General features: G+C 50.1%; 23 protein-coding genes and 5 tRNA genes. 18 read left to right on the top strand and 10 right to left on the bottom strand.

The annotated features are described in order from the left end of the window. Positions 1-11 precede the first annotated feature (11 nt). Entirely contained in the window at positions 12-920 is a 909-nt protein-coding gene (locus tag OH663_RS11335) for a LysR substrate-binding domain-containing protein (protein WP_045449505.1), read from the top strand. Positions 921-999: 79 nt separating this feature from the next. Here the strand turns inward: OH663_RS11335 and cobO are convergent, their stop codons facing one another. The 10 genes from cobO to glmS all read right to left on the bottom strand — a co-directional run bounded on the left by cobO (position 1,000) and on the right by glmS (position 12,295). Beyond that, positions 1,000-1,602 (bottom strand): cob(I)yrinic acid a,c-diamide adenosyltransferase, encoded by a 603-nt coding sequence (gene cobO, locus OH663_RS11330; protein WP_045441103.1) that lies wholly within the window; start codon positions 1,600-1,602, stop codon positions 1,000-1,002. Positions 1,603-1,611: 9 nt separating this feature from the next. Then, the gene (locus tag OH663_RS11325; RefSeq protein WP_200010605.1) at positions 1,612-3,264 is read right to left on the bottom strand and encodes a class I fumarate hydratase; all 1,653 of its coding nucleotides are present in this window, start codon (positions 3,262-3,264) and stop codon (positions 1,612-1,614) included. 202 nt (positions 3,265-3,466) lie between these two features. Beyond that, entirely contained in the window at positions 3,467-4,468 is a 1,002-nt protein-coding gene (glsA, locus tag OH663_RS11320) for a glutaminase A (protein WP_045441105.1), read from the bottom strand. Between the two features lie 122 nt (positions 4,469-4,590). Beyond that, entirely contained in the window at positions 4,591-5,895 is a 1,305-nt protein-coding gene (locus OH663_RS11315) for a dicarboxylate/amino acid:cation symporter (RefSeq protein ID WP_045441106.1), read from the bottom strand. Positions 5,896-6,064: 169 nt separating this feature from the next. Further along, positions 6,065-6,382 carry a DUF4387 domain-containing protein gene (locus OH663_RS11310; RefSeq protein WP_045441107.1) on the bottom strand — a complete coding sequence of 106 codons (318 nt, stop codon included), beginning with the start codon at positions 6,380-6,382 and terminating at the stop codon, positions 6,065-6,067. Further along, positions 6,379-7,749 carry an acyclic terpene utilization AtuA family protein gene (locus OH663_RS11305; protein WP_045441108.1) on the bottom strand — a complete coding sequence of 457 codons (1,371 nt, stop codon included), beginning with the start codon at positions 7,747-7,749 and terminating at the stop codon, positions 6,379-6,381. The genes OH663_RS11310 and OH663_RS11305 overlap by 4 nt, the downstream gene beginning before the upstream one ends. Before the next feature lie 3 nt (positions 7,750-7,752). Continuing rightward, positions 7,753-8,994, bottom strand: a complete 1,242-nt coding sequence (locus OH663_RS11300; protein ID WP_045441109.1) for a methylaspartate ammonia-lyase — start codon at positions 8,992-8,994, stop codon at positions 7,753-7,755. Then, positions 8,994-10,439 (bottom strand): methylaspartate mutase subunit E, encoded by a 1,446-nt coding sequence (locus OH663_RS11295; RefSeq protein ID WP_045441110.1) that lies wholly within the window; start codon positions 10,437-10,439, stop codon positions 8,994-8,996. Before OH663_RS11295 ends, OH663_RS11300 begins: the two co-directional genes overlap by 1 nt. Positions 10,440-10,457: 18 nt before the next feature. Next, positions 10,458-11,846 (bottom strand): methylaspartate mutase accessory protein GlmL, encoded by a 1,389-nt coding sequence (gene glmL, locus OH663_RS11290; RefSeq protein ID WP_045441111.1) that lies wholly within the window; start codon positions 11,844-11,846, stop codon positions 10,458-10,460. Further along, positions 11,846-12,295 (bottom strand): methylaspartate mutase subunit S, encoded by a 450-nt coding sequence (gene glmS, locus OH663_RS11285; protein WP_045441112.1) that lies wholly within the window; start codon positions 12,293-12,295, stop codon positions 11,846-11,848. Before glmS ends, glmL begins: the two co-directional genes overlap by 1 nt. 1,218 nt (positions 12,296-13,513) lie before the next feature. On the opposite strand from glmS, the gene cydA reads away from it, so the two are divergent. The 17 genes from cydA to nadA all read left to right on the top strand — a co-directional run bounded on the left by cydA (position 13,514) and on the right by nadA (position 24,845). Then, entirely contained in the window at positions 13,514-15,082 is a 1,569-nt protein-coding gene (gene cydA, locus OH663_RS11280) for a cytochrome ubiquinol oxidase subunit I (protein WP_045441113.1), read from the top strand. A gap of 15 nt (positions 15,083-15,097) precedes the next feature. Then, the gene (gene cydB / locus OH663_RS11275) at positions 15,098-16,237 is read left to right on the top strand and encodes a cytochrome d ubiquinol oxidase subunit II (RefSeq protein WP_045441114.1); all 1,140 of its coding nucleotides are present in this window, start codon (positions 15,098-15,100) and stop codon (positions 16,235-16,237) included. 14 nt (positions 16,238-16,251) lie between these two features. Further along, positions 16,252-16,365 (top strand): cytochrome bd-I oxidase subunit CydX, encoded by a 114-nt coding sequence (gene cydX, locus OH663_RS11270; protein ID WP_071828905.1) that lies wholly within the window; start codon positions 16,252-16,254, stop codon positions 16,363-16,365. A gap of 136 nt (positions 16,366-16,501) precedes the next feature. After that, entirely contained in the window at positions 16,502-16,786 is a 285-nt protein-coding gene (gene ybgE / locus OH663_RS11265; protein WP_045441115.1) for a cyd operon protein YbgE, read from the top strand. A gap of 271 nt (positions 16,787-17,057) precedes the next feature. Then, entirely contained in the window at positions 17,058-17,462 is a 405-nt protein-coding gene (gene ybgC, locus OH663_RS11260) for a tol-pal system-associated acyl-CoA thioesterase (protein WP_045441116.1), read from the top strand. Continuing rightward, positions 17,459-18,151 carry a Tol-Pal system protein TolQ gene (gene tolQ / locus OH663_RS11255; RefSeq protein ID WP_136345302.1) on the top strand — a complete coding sequence of 231 codons (693 nt, stop codon included), beginning with the start codon at positions 17,459-17,461 and terminating at the stop codon, positions 18,149-18,151. The genes ybgC and tolQ overlap by 4 nt, the downstream gene beginning before the upstream one ends. Positions 18,152-18,154: 3 nt before the next feature. Further along, complete coding sequence (tolR, locus tag OH663_RS11250; protein WP_045441118.1) at positions 18,155-18,583, top strand: colicin uptake protein TolR; 429 nt, start codon at positions 18,155-18,157, stop codon at positions 18,581-18,583. 64 nt (positions 18,584-18,647) lie between these two features. Next, positions 18,648-19,919, top strand: coding sequence for a cell envelope integrity protein TolA (gene tolA, locus OH663_RS11245; protein WP_048221834.1), 1,272 nt, complete (start codon positions 18,648-18,650; stop codon positions 19,917-19,919). Between the two features lie 127 nt (positions 19,920-20,046). Further along, a complete protein-coding gene (tolB, locus tag OH663_RS11240) occupies positions 20,047-21,339 on the top strand; it encodes a Tol-Pal system beta propeller repeat protein TolB (RefSeq protein ID WP_045441120.1) in 1,293 nt (430 codons plus the stop codon). Between the two features lie 34 nt (positions 21,340-21,373). Continuing rightward, positions 21,374-21,892 (top strand): peptidoglycan-associated lipoprotein Pal, encoded by a 519-nt coding sequence (gene pal, locus OH663_RS11235; RefSeq protein ID WP_006685431.1) that lies wholly within the window; start codon positions 21,374-21,376, stop codon positions 21,890-21,892. Positions 21,893-21,901: 9 nt separating this feature from the next. Then, complete coding sequence (gene cpoB / locus OH663_RS11230; protein ID WP_045441121.1) at positions 21,902-22,690, top strand: cell division protein CpoB; 789 nt, start codon at positions 21,902-21,904, stop codon at positions 22,688-22,690. A gap of 165 nt (positions 22,691-22,855) precedes the next feature. Beyond that, a tRNA-Lys gene (locus OH663_RS11225) sits at positions 22,856-22,931 on the top strand. Between the two features lie 136 nt (positions 22,932-23,067). Continuing rightward, positions 23,068-23,143 (top strand) — tRNA-Val (locus OH663_RS11220). Positions 23,144-23,146: 3 nt separating this feature from the next. Next, positions 23,147-23,222: transfer RNA gene (locus tag OH663_RS11215), tRNA-Lys, on the top strand. 148 nt (positions 23,223-23,370) lie between these two features. Further along, positions 23,371-23,446, top strand: a tRNA-Lys gene (locus tag OH663_RS11210). Positions 23,447-23,479: 33 nt separating this feature from the next. Further along, positions 23,480-23,555: transfer RNA gene (locus OH663_RS11205), tRNA-Lys, on the top strand. Positions 23,556-23,801: 246 nt separating this feature from the next. Next, the gene (gene nadA / locus OH663_RS11200) at positions 23,802-24,845 is read left to right on the top strand and encodes a quinolinate synthase NadA (protein WP_048221831.1); all 1,044 of its coding nucleotides are present in this window, start codon (positions 23,802-23,804) and stop codon (positions 24,843-24,845) included. Positions 24,846-24,858 lie beyond the last annotated feature (13 nt).

Here is a 24,858-nt window from a genome sequence, read left to right as displayed (position 1 = left end):
TGGAAGAGGTTATGAGAGGAAAAATACCCAAGACGGAGTTGCTGGTAACTTTTGAAGTGGTTGCGCGTCATGAAAGTTATACCCGGGCGGCAGAAGAGCTTGCTCTGACACAAAGCGCAGTTTTCCGCCAGGTTAATGCTCTGGAAGATTTTCTCAATACATCGTTATTTAATCATGCCAAAAAGCGCATTTTTTTAAATGCGGCAGGGAAACATTATTTAAGTATTGTTAAGGAAACGCTAAACAAACTTGAACGTGATACGACAACAATAATGACCTGGCAACCGACCGTGCAGGTTATCGAACTGGCGGTTAATCCTACCTTCAGTACACATTGGTTGATCCCCAACCTGCGCGAATTCAACAAACTTAACCCTGATATTATCGTTAATATCCATTCTTTGGCGAATATCGGTGATTTTCTCAATCGTGAGTATGATGCCGCGATCATGCGGGAAGATTTTTACTCGCCATGGTCAGAGGTTGAGTATCTTTTTGAAGAGGAAATTTTGCCGGTATGCAGCAGATGTCTGCTCTCTGAATCCAATCAGAAACTGGCTGTCGATGATCTGCTAAATGAGTTTACCCTGTTGCACCAAAGCACGCGTATCAAAGGCTGGCAGGAGTGGTTTGCGCTGTCCAATGTCAGTAGCCCGCTGGTGAATAAAGGTCCGCGTTTTGATTTATTGTCGATGCTGATCGCCGCCGTGCGTTCTAATTTGGGCGTGGCTCTGTTACCCCGTTTTGCTATTCAGCACGATCTGGACAGTGGTGATATGGTCATTCCCTGCGACGTTCCTATGCGTACCGGGAACCGTTTCATTATGACGTGGCGTGAAGAAAAATCGGAATCCCTGCATTTACAGATTTTCCGCAACTGGTTATTGAATAAATCCGTGGTCTCTAAAGTGGGCTGCTGATACCGGATGATAACGCCGGTCTGCTATCTGAAGAAATGGTAGGCCGGATAAGCGAACATGTTATCCGGCAAAAGTCTCGTTACCAGTCGATCCCGACCTGTGCCTGAATACCACTATCAAACGCGTGCTTAACCGGGCGAATTTCACTCACCGTATCGGCAAGTTCCAGTAATTGCGTGTGGCATCCACGTCCTGTGACGATCACGCTCTGTTCTGCAGGGCGATTCTCGATAGCGCTGATAACCTCCTGCGTATCCAGATAGTGATAAGCCAGCATATAGGTGAGTTCATCCAGCACCACCAGGTCGTAATGTGCATCGGCTAGCATGCGCTTACTTTCCTGCCAGACCGCTGTTGCCGCCTCGATGTCGGCTTCCCTGTTCTGGGTTTCCCAGGTAAAACCGGTACCCATAATATGAAATTCAACACCGAGCGGCTGTAACGTGTTGTACTCGCCATTATCCCACTGGCCTTTAATAAACTGCGCGATGCCAACGGTTTTTCCGTGACCTACCGCGCGCGTTGCCGTCCCAAAGGCTGCGGTGGATTTACCTTTACCGTTGCCGGTGAAGACTATCAGAATTCCTTTCTTCTCCGTTGCCGCCGCCACGCGGGTATCAACCTGTTCTTTCAGTTTCTGCTGGCGCTGGCGGTGTCTGTCATTGTTGACTCGCGCTTCCATTGTTGCTCCTTATTTCCCTGCCGGACAGGTTGAGCAGCGATGTTGCTGTTCAAACTGACTGAAGAAGTTATTGCCTTTGTCATCCACCAGCACAAAGGCCGGCATGTTTTCGACTTCCATCATCCAGACCGCTTCCATGCCAAGTTCCGGATACTCAAGGCAGCGCAGGCTTTTCACGTACTGCTGTGCCAGTAAGGCTGCTGCGCCTCCTATGCTGCCAAGGTTAAATCCGCCATGCGTGTGGCAGGCATCGGTTACCTGCTTGCTGCGGTTGCCCTTTGACAACATGATCAGACTGCCACCCGCTGCCTGGAAAGCATCGACGTACCCATCCATGCGCCCGCCGGTGGTGGGACCCATTGAGCCACAAGCCTGATTATTTGGAGTTTTTGCCGGGCCAGCGTAATAAACGATATGGTTTTTCATGTACTCCGGCATCGGTTCGCCGTTATCCAGACGTTCTTTGATTTTGGCGTGGGCGATATCACGGGCGACGACAATCGGGCCACTTAGCGATAGTCGGGTTCCAATCGGCAGTGTGGACAGATCATGCAGAATATCGCGCAACGGGCGGTCCAGATTGAGCTGTACGGTCTGAGCACCATTTTCTACGCGGTGAGAATCGGGAATGAATTTGCCCGGATTATGTTCGAGTTTTTCCAGCCAGATACCCTGTTTATTAATCTTGGCTTTAATATTGCGGTCAGCAGAGCAGGAGAGTGCCATAGCGATAGGGCAGGAGCCGCCGTGGCGTGGCAGGCGAATAACACGAATATCGTGCGCAAAGTATTTGCCGCCAAATTGTGCCCCGATGCCAAACTCACGGCTGGCATTGAGAAGAGTGGCTTCCAGTGCCGTATCGCGGAACGCCTGACCCAGTTCGTTCCCGCTGGTGGGCAGGTTATCGTAATATTTAGTTGATGCCAGTTTTGCGACTTTCAGCGCCTGATCGGCAGACAGACCGCCAACGACAAATGCAATGTGATATGGCGGGCAGGCGGCTGTTCCCAGTGATTTCATTTTATCAATCAGGAAGGCAGTGAGTTTTTCCGGTTGTAAAATTGATTTGGTTTCCTGGTACAGCGCTGCTTTGTTAGCTGAGCCACCACCTTTGTTGACGAACAGGAACCGGTATTCATTACCCGGGATGGCGCTAATGTCGATTTGGGCGGGCAGGTTAGTCTGAGTATTGACCTCGGAATACATATCCAGCGGTGCGTTTTGCGAATAGCGCAGGTTGTTTTCCGTGAATGTGGCATATACGCCATGGCTTAATGCTTCGGCATCATCACACCCGGTCCAGACATTCTGCCCTTTGCTTGCCACAATGGTTGCGGTCCCTGTATCCTGGCAGTTAGGCAATACGCCTTTAGCCGAAACCTCTGCATTGCGCAGTAGCTGGAGTGCGACGTATTTATCATTACTGCTGGCCTGCGGATCGTGCAGAATACTGGCGATCTGTTTCAAATGTCCGGCGCGCAGGAAAAATGAAGCTTCATAAAATGCCTGCTGTGCCAACAGGGTTAACGCCTCGGGCGCAACCTTGATCACTTCCTCTCCGTCTAACTCTGTTACCGTAACGTGTTGGTTACTGAGTAATTCGTATTCTGTATTATCTTTACTCTGAACAAAGAGTTCCTGCCAGACAAATGGTTTAGACATAGTACTTCTCACCTTTTCGTGTTTTGCCGATACACGTCATCCTTCACGCTGCCTCTTTGTTGGCTGTCTGCGTTCACCCCAGTCATTTACTTATGTAAGCTCCTGGGGTTCACGTAGTTGCCGCTTTGATGCAGCTTGAATTATTTTGTGTATAAATTTCGAGCCTGATTTCAATACCAGATAAGCGTTATCTGGCGTTGGCTTAATGCGCTAAAAAGACATTGGCTTTTGTCGCGTCGGCGACATATTCGATGGTTTTCTGGGCGCGAACGCTGTTGCCCGCTTCATCCAGCGGTGGGGAATAGACGGCAATCGCATATTCACCTGGGACGACCGCAACCATTCCGCCGCCGACACCGCTCTTTGCCGGGACGCCGACGGTGTACAGCCACTTACCACTGCCGTCGTACAGCCCGGCAATCGCCATTTCCGCCAGCACCTGAGGTACATAACTTTCATTCAGCAACTGCTTGCCGTTAAACGGAGATTTACCTTTGTTGGCGAGTACGGCACCCATTTTGGCCAGTTGCTCAACGGTGATATCCACGGAACACTGACGGGTATAAATTTCGACGGCTTCATCCGTGTTGCCATAAAAGCTGTTATAGGATTCCATCAGTTTCGCCAGTGCCTGGTTGTGCTGATTGGTCTCCATTTCGGATTTGAAAACAGGTTCGTTAACAGTGAGACTTGCATCTGCCCACGCGTTCAGGTTGTCGAGGATTTTGTTCCAGCGGTCGGTTTTATCTTTGGCTTCAATCAGGCTAACGGTGCTCATCGCGCCTGCGTTAACCAGTGGGTTTTCCGGCGCGCCTTTGGTCAGTTCGACGGCTAAGCCTGAATTGAATGGCATGCCGGTGGCATTGGCACCGAGTTTATCCAGAACAACCTGAGGGCCGTGCTGTTCCATGGCGAGCGCCATGGTGAAAACTTTACTCAGTGATTCCATCGGGAATGCTTTTTTAACATCGCCAACCTGGAAGATTTTTCCGTCAACCGTTGCGATGGTGATAGCAAAATTGTTGGGACTGTAGGTCGCGAGGGCAGGGATATAGTCGGCGACTTTTCCGTCATTGTTACTTTTGTATTTCTGATGCGCCTGTTCGATAAGTCTGGCGTAGTCCGGCGTGGTTTGCGCGAATGTGGTTGCGCTAAATAATACGCTGAAGGAAAAAATACCCACGCCGAGAAGAGTTTTATTCATGGTGCATTCCTGTTGGTGTGCTCATCATGGTGCCGGAGGGCGGCTTACCACCTTCCGGCTTACGGGTTATTAACCGTCTCGAAAACCGGATAGCGCGGCCGCTATCCGGTTTCACTGTGGTATTAAGACAAAGCAACTTCCGTTTCGGTAACCGGGCGTTCCTGTTCCGGGGTTTTTACTGGCGCAGTGCCGCGACAACCCTGGCCGAAGTGTTCGCCTTCCCAGCGACCCACAATGGCAGCACCCATTGCGTTACTCATTACGTTAGTGGCTGAACGACCCATATCGAGGAATGGATCGACGCCCATCAGCAGGATCAGACCGGCTTCCGGAATGTTGAACTGGTTCAGGGTTGCGGCAATAACCACCATAGAGGCACGAGGCACACCCGCCATCCCTTTAGAGGTCAGCATCAGGATTAGCAACATGGTGATTTGTTCGCCCATGCTCAGCTCGATATTGCACGCCTGGGCAATAAATACGGTGGCAAATGAGCAGTAGGCCATGGAACCGACCAGGTTAAAGGAGTAACCGATAGGCAGAACAAAGCTGGCGATTTTTGAAGAAACGCCGAACTTTTCCAGTTTATCCAGCGTGCCTGGGAAGGCTGCTTCAGAACTGGAAGTGGTAAAGGCCAGCAGAGCAGGTTCGAGGATGGCTTTAGTCAGACGGCTGATGCAAGGACCGACGATCATAGTCGACAGGCCAATCAGAATTGCCCACAACATACCCAGCGTCAGGTAGAACTCACCCATGAAGATCCCGGCGCTAACCATCACACCCAGACCACGTTCGGCAATCAGACCTGAAATAGCGGCAAAAACGGTCAGAGGTGCGAACAGCATTACGTAGCCAGTCAGCTTCAGCATGACGTGGACCAGTGAGTCGAGAACCTTAACGATAGGCTCGGCTTTTTCGCCAATCGCAGCCAGGCTGCAACCCAGGAAAATCGAGAACACGACGATCTGCAGGATTTCGTTACGCGCCATCGCATCAACGATACTGGTCGGTACTGCGTGCGAAATAAATACCTTCAGCGTAAACGGCTCTGACTTAACGGCGGCGACAGCGCCGACATCATGCGGAACAAAGTTGATGCCTGCGCCCGGCTGGAAGATATTAACAATAACCAGACCCAATGCGATTGACAGCAGTGAGGCGCAAATAAACAGGAAAAAGGTTTTGGAGAATATACGTCCCAGCGTTTTTGCATCACCCATTTTGGCAATGCCGACAACCAGAGTTGATATAACTAATGGAGCGATAATCATTTTCACCATACGTAAAAATATAGTGGTGAAAATGGAAATATCTTGAGCATATGATTTAGCTGTTTCAGCTGCGGCCATATTATTGATGAGCACCCCGGCAACCATGCCGAGTAACAGGCCTAATATGATCATCTTCGTTAAACTAATTTTCTTCATGTTTACTCCATCGGATAAAGGCTGGTAATTGAAATTGTGTAGGGTGGCGAGCACCTGAGCCTGGACAGCAGCTCAGATGCACGCCTGTTGTGACCAACCGCATGAATAATTCGAAGCACTGTGATACAGCTGAATTCTGTGCTCCAATGGCTGTTATTGTGTTTTTTTGTTACAGATCGAACTCAATACTTAATAATGGAGCGTGTTGTTGCGCACCATAAACATCATTGTCACCGACATTGCCGGAAATAATATCGCGCGGCATGACGATTTTTACTGCATTCGCTGGGTCGAACCACACAATATTATGAATAAAGTCAGGTTTGACATTATATAACCCAGCAATAAGTTGCGGTGTTAATTGCTCCGAGGCTTTTACTCGCTGATAGTCTTCCCTGGTTTTAAATAAAATATCTAATACCAGTTCATACGGTCCGGCGTTTTTGGAGCGAATTACTTGCGCCAGTGAGCAAATAGACTGTTTCATGCCTGAACTCCTTCTGGCGTCACCTGTTCAATGTGGAAATCAAAACGCAGTGCATCGCTTGCTTCAATCAGGTGATAGATTGAGAACTCATACACAGGCCCACTCTGAATGTCAGATGGTGAGAACGGGAAGGCGAGGTTGCCCGCAGTCGCAATACGATTTTCATAGCCGTAGTGCAGCAACGTAGAACGCACCAGTGAGCAAACGCTGTTGGCGATATCCTGGGTTGGCGCGACCACGTCCAGTAAAATCCCCAGCTCATGACCGGCAGTTTTCATCGGCTCATGATTGCCCATCACGCCGTTCTTACCATACAGGTGGAACGTCATGCGGATACTGTCGTCATTCAGTGAAAGGTTACGTGCCACGCTGGCCTGTACCTCTTCAAGAATGGTGTCGATACCGGCAATCATAATCGGATCGCGCGTTCCGGCGATGGTCAGGCAGCGGAAACCAACCTGACGCGCACCTTCCAGTTTCAGCGCATACGGTGTCTCTTCATGACGCGAACCGCTGACGTACACTTCACCTTCATTAACCGCTGTAAAGGTACACGCTTTCAGGTTCAACACGCCGCCCGGTCCCGGCAGGAAGTACGGATCTGACTTCTCATACAGGGTGTGTGCCGCAGCAGAAGTTTCAGTGAACTTACGCTTCGGATTGAACGCTTTCAGCGTAAAGCCGTTGTCGTCGATGATTCCCATCGCACAATCCGAGCCAGAACCCGGGGTGGCGGCGATGGCAGCACACTCAAGGATCTTACCGCAATGAAGCGCCAGACCTTCATCAAAGCCTTGCATAATCGGCAGTGCAGCGAAGCATGCCGGATCGTAGGCTCGTCCGCCCAGTACAACCTGTGCACCGGCTTTCAGTGCGCGCTGGAAAGGTTCAACGCCCATCTGTGCAACGATGTAGGTGCTATCTTCGATAGCTTCGTGAGTCAGTTCAGGCACAAAATCCAGTGCGGTGATTTTGCCGTTATCCAGGGCCTGATGAACGACTTCTTTGTCGACATCGGACGGGATCAACGCCATGGAGAAAGACAGTTTTTCTTCCTGGGCGATCTCATGGATTATCTGGCGACACCACTCCAGGTGCGGAGCTGCGCCGGAACCACCGGCGGTACCGATCACGACCGGGATGTTATTCTTAACGCCTGCCACGATCATATAGCGCAGATCGCGTTTCACACCGGCCCTGTCAGTGAAAGGCTTACCTGCCCCCAGGTAGTGGGGGCCAGGATCGGAGGAGCCTGCGTCAACAGCAATAAGATCCGGCGATTCTTCCATGGCTTTACGAAAACTCTCTTCCGGGAAGCCATAACCCAGAATAGCTGTAGGCGATAAGATCTTAAATGTGCGAGCCATTTCTTAATCCTTAGTCTGCAACAACGCGATGGTGCGGTTCATTTCGTTAAACACGATGTTGAGACCTTCATCGAAGCCCATACCCGGTTTGATCAGCATGCGCATTGGACGCGCAGCCAGCGCGACATGTACGCAGGTGCGAGCACTGATCTCGGTTTCGTTACAGGTTCCGCCCTGGTAGGCTTCCATTGCGTGTTTGTTACAGTAGAGCACGGCATCAACAATGTTATGAATGCCACCGAGATCCGGAGTTTTGATCTGCACCATGTGGCAGCTGCCAGCATCAGTGAAGTCCACGATATCCTGATAGGTGTTACACCATTCATCAGCAACGATTTTCACGCCGGATCCCAGACGGGTCAGTTCTTTGGTGATTGCGGTCAGCATGCGGATTTGATCCGGCTTGTTACCAGCATCAACCGGACCTTCAATGTACAGCGGCAGACCTTGTGCTTCTGCCTCCAGGCTGGCGATGTATTCGGCGCAACGAACCGGGTCCATATCAAAAATCAGACCGATAGTGCCGTACACATCAATATGCAGCGTTGGGTGATAACGATCGCTGGTACGCAGGCTTAAGATGCGGTTAGACAACCAACGCACATACTCACGCAGTTTTTCGCCTTTAAAGCCCAGCTTCTCTTCTACGTTGTTGATCAGCGCATGCGGCAGTACGTCCACGCCTTTGAGGATCATTTTGTCGACGGCGATATAACGGTCATCACCGCTTTGACCAAATAATGGAATTGCTTCCGGTACACATGGCAACTGCCATTCATCGCAAACAACTTCTGTTTTCAGGCGTCCTGTGGCCAGTGCTGCGGCATCAAGCAACGCCTGAGACAAACCGTAACGTACAGCGGTATGCAACAGATGACCGTCAATACGCAGTTGGTCAAAGAAACGGGCGTTCGGTAAGAATGAATCTACGTCACGACCTTCCAGCAGCGGTTTGATGTGATCGTTCAGGAAAGGAATGAAGTTCTCAGCCAGGAACAGTGGGTCACGACCGCCTGCACCGGAGTACTGTACGGCCGCGCAATCACCAACGGCCACCGCGCCGTTTTCCAGAATCAACTGCACTGAAACGCATTCACCCGCCTGACGAACAGAGGTAAACCCAGGCGTCACCGGAGAGCCGGTATAGATAAACCCATCGTGACCAGCTCCGTCTTTAATAGCTTGCTGATCGTCAAAATAAAATGAGGAGTAGCCAGCGGTGAAAAGGGCCTGTTTAATTTTCATTATGGTCTTCCTATTAATTTACTGTGGGATACGGCGTTGATGTCATCAATGACCATCTGGAAAGAAGGTTTACGACCTTCAAAATGTGCGCGCTCTGCGACGTAGTCGTGGTGCAGGGCGAGAATATCTTTCGGCAGCGGAACCGCACCGGCTTCGAGAATACGGATTGCGCCAGTGTTATCACGAACTGGCAGGATTTTGCCGGCGTTACAGGCGGCAGGGGCGAAAGGTACATCCAGCACACCGGCTTCAAAAGCCAGTACGGTGCCGCGAGCAATGTCGCCATTACCCAGCTCGAATACTCTTTTCAGTACCGCGCGAACTTCGCTCTTAATCAGATCGACTTCCTGCTCTACAGCTGCGCATTGCGGGAATTTCTGGTCGCTGACCATGTTGAGCATCTGGCGTGAAGCTTTAAGTCCCTGGGCATTAGCCGCAGCAGTTGGGATACCGAACGCTTCATGCGGGCTTTTGGTGATAACTTTAGTTGCACCGGACATACCTGCAACCGCAGCACCCCAGGCAATAACGGAGAACGCTTTTGCTTCATCTTCCGGGAAACCGCCCATCCACTGGTGGAATACGGTGCTCAACTCGTAATCATCGAAACCATAATTCTGGAAGTATTCGTGGGACAGTTCACGCAGAGCCTGAATCGCCGCGATATCCTGAGTCAGGCTACCCACCTGGCCGTAACCGACGGTAATGGATTTCACTCCTTGTTCCAGCGCCAGCAGACCTTCGATAATCGCGACCGAGTGAGACATAAACGGCGGGATCAGGGTGCCGGTCAATGGGCCAAACGGCTCGCGGTTAATACGAATGCCGTTTTCTTCGTACAGCCCCATCAGACGGTCGCAGTACTGCCAGTCACGGATGGATTTTTCCAGGGTGACACGTTTGGCATAAGGGATGTTGTAGGAGATACCACCGCCTTCGTAGCTGGTAAAGCCACTGGCCATCGCGATCTCTGCCAGCAAGCGTGCATCCGGGGTACCGTGGCGAACCTGGATAGGTTTTTCCAGCGATTCAGTCATACGGCGGCAGGCAGCAACCCCGTGATTGACCACCGGTAAACCATTAAGCTTGGAGGTTCCTGCTTCGATGGATTTCTGGATCCCGACGGCAGCTTCTTCATAACGATTCAGACGGGTATAGGCATCGATGGTACTTGGCAGAAGGTCGCACTCTTCCTGCAAGGTTTTGAGCAACTCAATGTGCTCATCCATTAATGCAACACCTGCACGTGGCTGGCTCAGGGTTTTACCTTCCTGATCGGCCTTCAATAGCGCGAGGGAGAAGCGTTTTTTATCTGGAATTGCTTGCTGGTATTTCACGCCATCTTCGAAGTTCTCAACGTCTTTGCCGGTTTCCCAGGTTTGCAGCACCTGATGCCTTTCGGTCATGAATTCGTCATGGGTCAATTTTTTATTTCGAAGTTCCATTCGTAGCTGCCTTAATTGTTATAGGGTTAAACACTGAATGCTGGTGCGAGCTGCGGCTTGCGGGTACAGCCTGGCGACGTTTGCCAGTAGCGGGAGCAGGCCATTTGAATCGCGGTAATACTCAAACTGATTAGGTAACAAAATTCTTTTACCCTGGTCGTCCAGCTCCCGGTATTTGAGCCAGTTATGAATATCGAACTGGCTGGCGCGCGAGAGCCATCCACCTGAACCGACAACTTTGCGTACGGTGGTGAGATCGCGACCCATCTGTAAATCCACGTTACCTACGCAGGTACAAACCTGCTTTTTAGTGCCCGCGTGGCGCTCAGTGGCATAGCCCACGCACAAACCTGCCAGCAGAGTGTCGAAATATTTCTCCTCCTCGCTGAGTGGCAGGTAATCCGGATGCCCAACCAGATGACGCAGGTAGCGATAAAATGCTTCCTCACGTTGTGGCTGCTGGGCAAAGATAACTTTCACCATATCCTGCGTGCTTTCTCCGACCACGACGGCGGAAACGCGCATTCCCAAATCGCCTTCAACGGTACGTTTGACGAAAGGTTCAGGAACACCATGCAGGACGGTGTCGGGAGAGAGGATATTCGCGCTGGCTGAATAGACGTCCGTAGTGGCGCCGCCCATATCAATCAGCATGAATTCTTTCCATGCACTGTCGTAATCGCTAATCGCTTTTACCAGTTCATACACTGTCCACGGCGTCGGCATGGGTTCTTCGCCGGTTTCTCCAACGATGACGTCCAGACCTTTGCCTTTAACGATGCGAGACAAGAACACATCACAGATAGCCTGACGAGCGGCAAACGGGTTCGGGTGATCGAGATCCGGCAGAATGTTATCTACCGTGGTCAGATCCTTATGCCCCAGAATCGTTTGTATATCGTCCTGGATGTCCCGGTTTCCGGCGTAAATAATGGCGCAGTCAAGCGTGGACTCTGCCAGCGCATGCGCATTAGCCAGGCCGTAGCTTTCTTCACCACCATCCGTGCCGCCGGTAAACAACAGGATGTCTGGCGGTGATGACTCCAGCTCCCGAATGTCATGGCGGTTCAGCTTGTATGAATAATATTGCGCGATTTTTGCTCCTGCCGAATGAGCGGTAACTTTCGCCGATTCCAGCGTAATGGAAGGCACCAGCCCCATTGCTGCAACGGCGAGTCCACCTTTGGCAGACGAGGAGTATTTCAACTGCACTTCACCACTTTTCAGTAACGGGCGAGCATCGGCAACATTCAGCACCTGATTCAGGCTGGCAAAAAAACCGTCTGCCAGATGATGTGTGGTGGTTGGGGTCAGGACATGGTTTACCAGGGTTAATTCCTCTCCTTCATGCGCGAAGAGGGCTGCCTTGGTCCATGTCGAGCCGATATCGACAGAAACTGTTTGCATCAGATGGCCTCTTCAAGGCAACGCTGTTCGAGGCCATTATGTTGGTGGATATCATTGGTGATAAGCGCACAGACATCTTCGAGATCGTGACTTGGTGCGAAGACGCGGTTAAAGCCCATCTCTTTAAACTTCATTTCCACTTCGGCGAAGTCATGCTTACCTACGACCAGGTTGCCGCCGACATAGAGCAGAATGTCGCCGAGGCCGCGTTCGATGCAGCGCTCACGTAAACCGAGGCAGTCGATATCACCGTGACCGTAGATGGATGACACCACGATGGCGTCGGCACCGGTTTCAATCGCAGCATCAATATATTCATCCTGACTCACCATCACCCCAAGGTTGATTACGTGAAAATCATGAGCAGTAAAAACGCGATCCAGAACTTTATTGCCTACTGCATGGCAGTCAGCACCGATGACGCCAATAACAAGTGTAGATTTCTTCATGGGTAATCCTCTGTAGGGCTGATGGTCAATAAGTAAAAATTATTTTTTAATATTTAAAGCATGGATTGTGGCAACCTCTTAATAGGATTGGAGTGTCTGTGTAAGCGAAAAAGGAAGCAATTGATCTATTTTCAAAATAACCTTCATAAAATGATTGTTATATTTCATTTTTAATAAATGGCTTTAAAAACAATACATTGTGTTTTGTTTTTTGAGGTTTTCTTAATTTGTTTGCGAATTCGCTAATAAATGACTTGCTATGTTTGTGATCGAAATCTTATTTTGTTGTGAGCCTTTTTTAAGTGTCGTTTTAAATAATTTAAAAACTTATGCTTATTAAATAACTTGTGAACAACCTAACGGTTTTTTATTTATTGATCTTATATGTCAAAAATATTATTTGTTAAATTTAAGATAAAAATGATAATAGATTGTTCAGAACATATTTAATCTTTGGACCATATGCGCAAAAGGGGAGGGAGTGATAACTTGCGGTGATGATTCGGACAGGAAAGCATGGCATTTGAGAAGGGGAGGTATCTTCATTGAGGTTGAGAATGCAGTGAGTTTCTCTTCCAGCTGAGATAGTTACATTTTGGTGTTAATTATAGGTAAAATTAAAATGAATAATTTGTATAAATTTAAAATTCCACGACTTGCTAAAAAAAATCTGTGAGCTACCTAACAATAGTTACTCTTTATCTGCTACCACATTTTGCCGTCTGAGCTGGTTAAAAGATCGTGTAGATTTAAATAAATAATCTATCATTTGTAGTAACGGCAATTACTCATTTAAAAACAAATCGTTAACATGATGTTTACTAGTTACTCTCGTGGTAAACATTGTTAACATTAAAATTGAAAATTGATTTAAATCAATGTTTAAAACTTGGTAAACACTACAAAATGAGGTTAAATTGCTGCAGATCAAATTGGTCTGGAAGTGATAAATTAGCTATAAATTGATCACTATCGAAAAATGCAAATTTACCTCGATAAAAACCTGTTTATTGTAAGGATTTTACGGCGTAATATAATTGCGGGATCAATTTGAGTGTTTTATTAACATGTTTGTAACTTTTCGGCATTGCCTTTTCTTCAAATGAGAAGAAAGAGCAACGGCGGATGGAAGCAAATAAATTTGTATTGGGGCATGCGTGTGACCCTTTCTAACGGGGTTCACTCTCGGAGTCTTCATGCGATGAGCAAGGAGTCATGATGTTAGATATAGTCGAACTGTCGCGCTTACAGTTTGCCTTGACCGCGATGTACCACTTCCTGTTTGTGCCACTAACGCTGGGTATGGCGTTTTTGTTGGCCATCATGGAAACGGTCTACGTCCTTTCCGGCAAACAGATTTATAAAGATATGACCAAGTTCTGGGGCAAGTTGTTTGGTATCAACTTTGCTCTGGGTGTGGCTACCGGTCTGACCATGGAGTTCCAGTTCGGGACTAACTGGTCTTATTATTCCCACTATGTAGGGGATATCTTCGGTGCGCCACTGGCGATCGAAGGCTTGATGGCCTTCTTCCTCGAATCCACCTTTGTAGGTCTGTTCTTCTTCGGCTGGGACCGTCTGGGTAAAGTCCAGCATATGTGCGTCACCTGGCTGGTGGCTTTGGGTTCTAACCTGTCCGCACTGTGGATTCTGGTTGCGAACGGTTGGATGCAGAACCCAATTGCAGCAGATTTCAACTTTGAAACCATGCGCATGGAGATGCTGAGCTTCTCCGAACTGGTGCTTAACCCGGTTGCACAGGTGAAATTTGTACACACCGTGGCTTCTGGCTATGTTTGTGGCGCGATGTTCGTTCTTGGGATCAGCTCCTACTATATGCTGCGCGGTCGTGACTTCGCGTTTGCTAAGCGCTCCTTTGCTATCGCTGCCAGCTTCGGTATGGCTGCCATTCTCTCTGTTATCGTTCTGGGTGATGAATCCGGTTACGAAATGGGTGACGTGCAGAAAACCAAACTTGCCGCAATTGAAGCTGAATGGGAAACTCAGCCTGCCCCTGCATCCTTTACGCTGTTCGGTATCCCGGACCAGGATGCGCAGGAGAACCATTTCGCTATCCAAATTCCTTATGCGCTGGGCATCATTGCCACCCGTTCTGTTGATACACCCGTCATTGGTCTGAAAGATCTGATGGTGCAGCATGAAGAGCGTATCCGTAACGGGATGAAAGCGTATCAGCTGCTGGAAGAACTGCGTGCTGGCTCCACCGATCAGGCCGTTCGCGACCAGTTCAACAGCATGAAGAAAGATCTGGGATATGGTCTGCTGCTGAAACGCTATACCGATAAAGTTACCGATGCGACCGAAGCGCAAATTCAGCAGGCAACGAAAGATTCCATTCCTCGTGTTGCTCCGCTGTACTTCGCGTTCCGTATCATGGTGGCGTGCGGCATCCTGATGCTGGCGATTATCGCTGTATCCTTCTGGACCGTAATCCGTAACCGTATCGGTGAGAAAAAATGGCTGCTGCGCACGGCGCTGTATGCGATTCCATTACCGTGGATTGCCATTGAGTCCGGTTGGTTTGTGGCAGAGTACGGCCGTCAACCGTGGGCGATTGGTGAAGTGTTACCGACAGCCGTGGCGAACTCTTCGCTGACTGCTGGCGACCTCATCTTCTCGATGCTGTTGATTTGCGGCCTGTATACCCTGTTCCTGGTGGCTGAACTGTACCTGATGTTCAAGTTCGCACGCCGTGGTCCGAGCAGCCTGAAAACCGGTCGTTATCACTACGAGCAGTCCACTGTGACTTCTCAGCCGGCACGCTAAGACAGGAGTCGTCAAATGATCGATTATGAAGTATTGCGTTTTATCTGGTGGCTGCTGGTTGGCATTCTGCTGATTGGTTTTGCGGTCACCGATGGTTTCGACATGGGGGTGGGCATGCTCACCCGTTTCCTCGGTCGTAATGATACCGAGCGTCGAATTATGATTAACTCCATCGCCCCGCACTGGGACGGTAACCAGGTTTGGTTGATCACCGCTGGTGGCGCATTGTTCGCTGCCTGGCCGATGGTTTATGCCGCTGCGTTCTCCGGATTCTATGTGGCGATGATCCTTGTACTGGCGGCATTGTTCTTCCGTCCGGTCGGTTTCGATTACCGCTCGAAGATTGAAGATATGCGCTGGCGCAACATGTGGGACTGGGGCATCTTCATCGGTAGCTTCGTTCCGCCTCTGGTGATTGGTGTGGCATTCGGTAACCTGCTGCAAGGGGTTCCGTTCCACATGGATGAGTACATGCGTTTGTACTACACCGGTAACTTCTTCCAGTTGCTGAATCCGTTTGGTCTGCTGGCAGGTATCGTGAGTGTTGGGATGATCATCACCCAGGGCGCGACCTATCTGCAGATGCGTACCGTAGGCGAACTTCACCTGCGTGCACGTACGACTTCTCAGGTTGCTGCGCTGGTCACTCTGGTCTGCTTCGCTCTGGCTGGAGTCTGGGTGATCTACGGTATTGACGGTTATGTTGTGACTTCTGCACTGGATCACCATGCAGCTTCTAACCCGATGACTAAAGAAGTGGCGCGTGTTGCGGGTGCCTGGATGGTGAACTTTAACAATGCACCAATCCTGTGGCTGGTTCCGGCTCTGGGTGTGGTTCTGCCACTGTTGACCATCCTGACTTCTCGTATGGAGAAAGGGGCCTGGGCGTTTGTCTTCTCTTCACTGACCCTGGCCTGCATCATCCTGACTGCTGGTATTGCAATGTTCCCGTTTGTAATGCCATCCAGCACCATGATGAACGCGAGCCTGACCATGTGGGATGCTACCTCCAGCCAGAGAACATTGAACCTGATGACCTGGGTTGCGGCGGTGTTTGTACCAATCATTCTGCTGTACACCAGCTGGTGTTACTGGAAGATGTTCGGTCGCATCACCAAAGAAGATATTGAAAGCAACACCCACTCTCTGTACTAAGTAAGGAGCTAAAAATGTGGTATTTCGCATGGATTTTGGGAACGCTTCTTGCCTGTGCATTTGGGATAATCACAGCGCTGGCGCTTGAGCACGTTGAAGCAGGCAAGGCCGGACAAGAAGAAAGTTAATGATCAACATTATCGCGATGCAATATACAACATCGTTTTAGGTACATCGCGGCGGCAAGGCTGCGAAACCCCAGGAGCTTACATCAGTAAGTGACTGGGGTGAGCAGGTGCAGCCAACAAAGAGGCAGCTTAAAGGATGATAAAGTATATTTATGCGGTAATGGATAAGCGCCCCTTGCGGGCGCTTTCCTTTGTGCTGGCAATCGTGTTGGCTGGCTGCATATTCTGGGATCCCACACGCTTCGCGGCAAAAACCAGTGAGCTGGAAATCTGGCATGGATTTTTGTTGATGTGGGCGGTTTGTACTGGCGTAATCCACGGCGTTGGATTTCGTCCTCGTGCGGTTCACTGGCAGGGCATCTTCTGCCCGCTGATAGCGGATATCGTGCTTGTTGCTGGTCTGATTTTCTTCTTCTTTTGAATAAGAAACATCCTTAAATATTTATGGGCTTGCATAAGCCCATAATTTTTTACTCTCCGTTTACTTTCCCCCATTCCAAAGCATCATTCCCGCGCGTATAGTAGCACCGGTTAAAAGTACTAACTTTTGTTGCATTACCGGGATGTAAAGTGAATACAACGCTATATACAACAGCATTCTTGAAGCATCGAGACGGCAAGGTCAGGATTCTCCAGACGCTTACAGAAGTAAGTGCCCGGGGGCAGTGGACAAAGCCAAAGAGGTAGCAGGAATGAATAAGTATATATTTCGATGGCCGGTTCGTGTCTACTACGAAGACACCGATGCCGGTGGGGTGGTTTACCACGCCAGTTATGTCGCTTTTTATGAAAGAGCACGCACAGAGATGCTGCGTCATCATCACTTCAGTCAGCAGGTACTGCTGGCCGAACGTGTAGCCTTTGTGGTGCGCAAGATGACCCTGGAGTATTTTGCGCCTGCCCGGCTTGACGATATGCTCGAAGTCCAAACCGAAATTACGTCAATGCGTGGCACCTCATTGGTTTTCACGCAACGCATTGTCAACGCAGAGAACACCGTGCTGAATGAAGCCGAAGTTCTGATTGTTTGCGTTGATCCACTCAAGATGAAGCCTCGTGCGCTTCCCAAGTCTATTGTCGCGGAGTTTAAGCAGTGACTGACATGAATATCCTTGATTTGTTCCTGAAGGCAAGCCTTCTGGTTAAACTTATCATGTTGATTTTGATTGGTTTCTCAATCGCATCCTGGGCCATTATTATCCAGCGAACCCGTATTCTTAATGCCGCTTCGCGTGAAGCGGAAGCGTTTGAAGACAAGTTTTGGTCTGGTATTGAATTGTCGCGCCTGTATCAGGAAAGCCAGGGTCGTCGTGATAATTTGGCGGGATCGGAACAAATTTTCTACAGCGGGTTCAAAGAATTTGCTCGTTTGCACCGGGCAAATAATCATGCGCCGGAAGCGGTTGTTGAGGGGGCGTCCCGTGCGATGCGTATCTCCATGAACCGTGAGCTCGAAACGCTGGAAACGCATATTCCGTTCCTGGGAACCGTGGGCTCTATCAGTCCATATATCGGTCTGTTCGGTACGGTTTGGGGGATCATGCACGCATTTATCGCACTCGGTGCTGTAAAACAGGCAACCCTGCAAATGGTCGCTCCGGGTATCGCGGAAGCGTTGATTGCAACAGCTATCGGCCTGTTTGCGGCAATCCCGGCGGTTATGGCTTATAACCGTCTGAATCAGCGCGTAAACAAGCTGGAACAGAATTACGACAACTTTATGGAAGAGTTCACCGCGATTCTGCACCGCCAGGCGTTTACCGTTAGCGAGAGCAACAAGGGGTAAGCCATGGCCAGAACGCGTGGACGAGGTCGTCGCGAACTCAAGTCCGAAATCAATATTGTACCGCTGCTCGACGTATTGCTGGTGCTGCTGCTGATCTTTATGGCAACAGCGCCGATCATTACCCAGAGTGTGGAAGTCGATCTGCCGGACGCGACTGAATCGCAAGCCGTCAGCAGCAACGACGAGCCGCCGGTCATTATTGAAGTTTCCGGTATTGGGCAATACAGCGTGGTAGTTGAAAAAGATCGTATGGATCAACTGCCGCCAGAGCAGGTTATCGCAGAAGCGAAAAGCCGCCTGCAGGCCAATCCGAAAACGGTCTTTTTAATCGGTGGTGCGAAAGACGTGCCTTATGATGAAATAATTAAAGCGCTGAACTTGTTACACAGTGCGGGCGTGAAATCTGTTGGCTTGATGACGCAGCCAATCTGATGTCTGCGTATTCCTGGCTTGAAAGATAGCGCGTAACAGGCGAACAGTTTTTTGGGAACCGAGAGTGTCAAAGGCAACCGAACAAAACGACAAGCTCAAACGGGCGATAATTATTTCAGCGGTGCTGCATGTTATTTTATTTGCAGTACTGATCTGGAGTTCGTTCGATGAGCACATTGATGCTTCAGCCGGCGGTGGTGGCGGTTCGTCCATTGACGCCGTTATGGTCGATCCTGGCGCCGTTGTCCAACAGTACGATCGCCAGCAGCAACAGCAGGCAAGTGCGAAACGTGCAGAAGAACAGCGTGAAAAACAGGCGCAGCAGCAAGCCGAAGAGCTTCGTGAGAAGCAGGCGGCAGAGCAAGAGCGACTGAAGCAGCTGGAGAAAGAACGTTTAGCCGCGCAGGAAAAAGTGCGCGAGCAGACGGAACAGCAAAAGCAGGCGGAAGCCGCGGCTGCGAAAGCGCAAGAACAACAGAAACAGGCTGAAGAAGCTGCAGCGAAGGCTGCTGCGGATGCGAAGGCCAAAGCTGATGCTCAGGCGAAACAAGCCGCTGAAGCCGCGAAGAAAGCGGCTGCTGACGCACAGAAGAAAGCCGAGGCTGAAGCCGCTGCAAAAGCAGCTGCAGATGCCAAGAAAGTCGCTGAGGCGCAGGCTGCTAAAGCCGCCGCTGAAGCCGCGAAGAAAGCACAGGCTGAGGCCGCTAAGCAAGCCGCAGCCGAGAAGGCTGCTGCTGAGAAAGCTGCCGCTGCAGCAGAAAAAGCCGCTGCTGCAAAAGCTGCTGCCGCTGAAAAGGCCGCTGCCGATAAGAAAGCGGCTGCGGAAAAAGCTGCAGCAGACAAGAAAGCTGCTGCCGAAAAAGCGGCTGCTGATAAAAAAGCCGCCGCAGATAAAGCGGCTGCCGCTAAAAAAGCTGCAGCAGAGAAAGCCGCCGCAGCCTCTGGTGTTGACGACTTGTTAGGTGACTTAAGCTCCGGTAAGAATGCGCCGAAATCGGGCGGTGGAGCGAAAGGAAACGGTCAGCCAGCGAAAGATAGTGGTACAAGTGGTGCAAACGGTGGCGCATCAGGTGCTGATATCAGTGCTTACGCATCTCAAATTCGTAATGCGATTCAGAGCCGTCTGTATGGTGCTGATTTGTATGCAGGCAAATCTTGTGTGTTGCATATCAAGCTGGCACCAGATGGACTGTTATTGGATGTGACCGAAGAAGGTGGCGATCCAGCATTATGTCAGGCTGCGTTGACGGCTGCAAAAACAGCCAGAATTCCTAAACCGCCTAGCCAGGCTGTTTATGAAAAAGTAAAAGATGCCAAACTGGACTTTAAACTGTAATCATTTCCCCGAGATTTCGGGGAAAACGGTCTAAGGTTGAGACAGAGTTCTGGTAGTTTTGTGTATTTGAGTTTGTTAACATTCTGCTAAATTATCGTGGGCTTTCCGTCCAGATAAGGGAGATATGATGAAGCAGGCATTACGAGTAGCATTTGGTTTTCTGATGCTGTGGGCAGCGGTGCTGCATGCAGAAGTACGTATCGAGATCACCCAAGGGGTGGACTCGGCGCGCCCGATTGGTGTAGTCCCGTTCCAGTGGGCAGGGCCGGGCGCTGCTCCCGAAGATATCGGTGGTATCGTAGGTGCAGACCTGCGTAACAGCGGTAAATTTAACCCGTTAGACAGGTCTCGTCTGCCACAGCAGCCGGGCACTGCGGCAGAAGTTCAGCCGGCTGCATGGTCTGCGCTGGGTATTGATGCTGTGGTTGTGGGTCAGGTTACGCCTAATCCGGACGGTTCCTACAGTGTTGCTTATCAACTGGTAGACACTGGCGGCGCACCGGGTACCGTACTGGCGCAGAACACGTATAAAGTGAACAAGCAGTGGCTGCGTTACGCGGGCCATACTGCTAGTGATGAAGTGTTTGAAAAACTGACCGGTATTAAGGGCGCGTTCCGTACCCGTATTGCTTATGTCGTTCAGACCAACGGCGGCCAGTTCCCGTACGAATTACGTGTCTCTGACTACGATGGTTACAACCAGTTCGTTGTTCACCGTTCTCCGCAGCCTTTGATGTCGCCGGCATGGTCTCCGGACGGTTCTAAACTGGCTTATGTAACCTTTGAAAGCGGACGTTCTGCGCTGGTTATCCAGACGCTGTCTAACGGTGCGGTTCGTCAGGTGGCTTCGTTCCCGCGTCACAACGGTGCTCCGGCATTCTCTCCGGATGGCAGCAAACTGGCGTTTGCTCTGTCTAAAACGGGTAGCCTGAACCTGTATGTGATGGATATTGGCTCAGGCCAAATCCGTCAGGTGACTGATGGTCGTAGCAATAACACCGAACCGACCTGGTTCCCGGATAGTCAAAACCTGGCCTTTACCTCTGACCAGGCAGGTCGTCCGCAAGTGTATAAAGTTAACGTTAACGGCGGTGCTCCGCAGCGTATTACCTGGGAAGGTTCGCAAAACCAGGATGCTGATGTAAGCAGTGACGGTAAGTTTATGGTAATGGTAAGCTCAAATAGTGGGCAGCAACACATTGCCAAACAAGATCTGGTAGCGGGTGGCGTACAAGTTCTGTCGTCAACGTTCCTGGATGAAACGCCAAGTCTGGCACCTAACGGCACTATGGTAATCTACAGCTCTTCTCAGGGGATGGGATCCGTGCTGAATTTGGTTTCTACAGATGGGCGTTTCAAGGCGCGTCTTCCGGCAACCGATGGACAGGTTAAATTCCCTGCCTGGTCGCCGTATCTGTGATAATAAATAATTGATTAATAAAGGAATCATTGAAATGCAACTGAACAAAGTGCTGAAAGGGCTGATGATCGCTCTGCCTGTTATGGCAATTGCGGCATGTTCTTCTAACAAGAACGCCAGCAATGACGGCAGCGAAGGCATGCTGGGTGCCGGCACTGGTATGGATGCAAACGGCAGCGGCAACATGTCCTCCGAAGAGCAAGCGCGTCTGCAGATGCAACAGCTGCAGCAGAACAACATCGTTTACTTCGATCTGGATAAGTACGATATCCGTTCTGACTTCGCTGCAATGCTGGATGCGCACGCTAACTTCCTGCGTAGCAACCCGTCTTACAAAGTCACCGTAGAAGGTCATGCGGACGAACGTGGTACTCCTGAGTACAACATCTCCTTGGGTGAACGTCGTGCTAACGCCGTTAAGATGTACCTGCAGGGTAAAGGCGTTTCTGCTGACCAGATCTCCATCGTTTCTTACGGTAAAGAAAAACCTGCAGTACTGGGTCATGACGAAGCGGCTTACTCCAAAAACCGTCGTGCCGTACTGGTTTACTAAGAGAATTGCATGAGCAGTAACTTCAGACATCACCTGTTGAGTCTGTCGTTACTGGTTGGCATAGCGGCCCCCTGGGCCGCTTTTGCTCAGGCGCCAATCAGTAGTGTCGGCTCAGGCTCGGTCGAAGACCGTGTCACTCAACTCGAGCGTATTTCTAACGCTCACAGTCAGCTTTTAACCCAACTCCAGCAACAACTCTCCGATAATCAGTCCGATATTGATTCCCTGCGTGGTCAAATTCAGGAAAGTCAGTATCAGCTGAATCAGGTTGTTGAGCGCCAGAAGCAGATTTTGTTGCAGATGAATAATCTTGGCAGCGGTAGTGCGCCGGCAGCGCAGTCTGTGGATAGCGATCAGAGCGGGGCAGCAACCCCTGCGCCTGATGCAGGTGCTACCGCAGCGTCAGGTGTGCCCGCGCAAACTGGCGATGCTAATACCGATTACAATGCAGCAATTGCTCTGGTGCAGGATAAATCCCGCCAGGATGACGCGATTGTGGCATTTCAGAACTTCATCAAAAAATATCCGGATTCGACTTACCTGCCCAATGCAAATTACTGGCTGGGTCAGTTGAATTACAACAAGGGTAAAAAAGATGATGCGGCGTTCTATTTTGCTTCGGTAGTTAAAAACTTCCCGAAATCACCAAAGGCTGCAGACGCAATGTATAAAGTTGGCGTCATCATGCAGGACAAAGGTGACACAGCAAAAGCTAAAGCAGTTTATCAGCAGGTTATCACTAAATATCCTGGCACTGATGGCGCTAAACAAGCGCAAAAACGCCTTGGCGCGATGTAATGCACACCATGCGACCAGAAATCGCGTTATTTCTGGTCGCGTCGTGTGATTCCTAAGCAGTTGAGTTATTTACATCGAAATTTTTGTTGCGCTAAAATCTGAAATCAGTAATATATGCCGCCGTTGCCAAGGGATATCAAACAGCCCGAAAGCGGCGAGAAAAGTGGGGCGTTAGCTCAGTTGGTAGAGCAGTTGACTTTTAATCAATTGGTCGCAGGTTCGAATCCTGCACGCCCCACCAATAATTGAAGTAGGTAGTGGTAGTAAAACGTGAAGGATAACGTTGCGTAAGCAACGGCCCGAAGGGCGAGGCGAAGCCGAGTCATCCTGCACGCCCCACCACTAACTTAGCAGTAAGCAGTATCCAGCGTAGTATCGGGTGATTAGCTCAGCTGGGAGAGCACCTCCCTTACAAGGAGGGGGTCGGCGGTTCGATCCCGTCATCACCCACCACTCGGGGCGTTAGCTCAGTTGGTAGAGCAGTTGACTTTTAATCAATTGGTCGCAGGTTCGAATCCTGCACGCCCCACCAATATTAACATCGTACTCAGGTGTTAGCCGTGAAGGATAACGTTGCGTCAGCAACGGCCCGTAGGGCGAGACGAAGTCGAGTCATCCTGCACGCCCCACCAATTTATTAAATTGGTGTCGAGTAAAAATATTTCAGGTGATACCCGAAAGGGTCGTTAGCTCAGTTGGTAGAGCAGTTGACTTTTAATCAATTGGTCGCAGGTTCGAATCCTGCACGACCCACCATCCTGAAAAGGTTAAAGTAGTAAACCCCATATGGGGGCGTTAGCTCAGTTGGTAGAGCAGTTGACTTTTAATCAATTGGTCGCAGGTTCGAATCCTGCACGCCCCACCAGTGTAAAAAGGCGCCCTAAAGGCGCCTTTTTGCTATCTGCGATTTATAAGATTCGAACCTGCTTCCCTGATGCGCTTCGCTTATCAGGCTTACAAAACATATCCGGCATTCATCAAACGCAATTATTGTGACTTTTATACGCCAATCCGCTATCTTGTTTAGCATATAAAACAAATATAGCCGATTGCAGCGTGCATCACGCTTTAAGTCGGTTGTTTCGTTAAGCCAGTAAAACGAGAATGCATGATGAGCGTGATGTTTGACCCTGAAGCTGCAATCTATCCGTTTCCGCCGAAGCCTGCACCGCTGAGTGTGGATGAAAAGCAATTCTATCGCGAAAAAATCAAGCGCCTGTTGAAAGAGCGCGATGCAGTGATGGTTGCGCACTATTATACCGATCCTGAAATCCAACAATTGGCTGAAGAGACCGGCGGTTGTATTTCTGACTCACTTGAGATGGCGCGATTCGGATCAAAACACCCAGCATCCACACTGCTGGTTGCGGGCGTCAGATTTATGGGAGAAACGGCCAAAATTCTTAGCCCGGAAAAAACTATCCTGATGCCAACGTTGCAGGCGGAGTGTTCATTAGATTTGGGCTGTCCGATCGACGCCTTCAGCGCATTTTGTGATGCTCACCCGGATCGCACAGTAGTGGTTTACGCTAATACGTCAGCCGCCGTTAAAGCGCGTGCTGACTGGGTGGTAACATCCAGTATCGCCGTTGAACTTATTGAGCATCTTGATAGTTTAGGTGAAAAAATCATCTGGGCACCGGACAGACATCTCGGCAACTACGTGCAAAAACAGACCGGTGCGGATGTGCTCTGCTGGCAGGGAGCCTGCATTGTCCATGACGAATTTAAGACCCAGGCATTAACGCGCATGAAAGGGCTTTATCCTGACGCCGCTGTTCTGGTACACCCTGAATCCCCTCAATCGATTGTTGATATGGCCGATGCAGTGGGGTCAACCAGTCAGCTAATTAACGCAGCTAAAACGTTACCGCACAGACAACTTATTGTGGCGACTGATCGGGGCATTTTTTACAAAATGCAGCAGGCTGTTCCTGATAAAGAGTTGCTCGAGGCTCCGACGGCTGGCGAGGGGGCAACCTGTCGCAGCTGTGCACATTGTCCGTGGATGGCGATGAACGGCCTTAAGGCGATCGCTGAAGGTCTTGAGCAGGGTGGAGTGGCTCATGAGATACAGGTTGATGCAGCACTGCGAGAAGGGGCACTATTGCCGTTAAACCGCATGCTGGAATTTGCGGCTACACTACGAGCTTAATTATCGCGTTTCG

The sequence above is a fragment of the Citrobacter sp. Marseille-Q5395 genome, assembly GCF_947057495.1.
In the GTDB taxonomy this organism is placed as follows: Bacteria; Pseudomonadota; Gammaproteobacteria; order Enterobacterales; family Enterobacteriaceae; genus Citrobacter; species Citrobacter murliniae.
The sequence above is the reverse complement of the archived record's forward strand: the minus strand, read 5'-3'. Positions and strand labels throughout refer to the sequence as shown.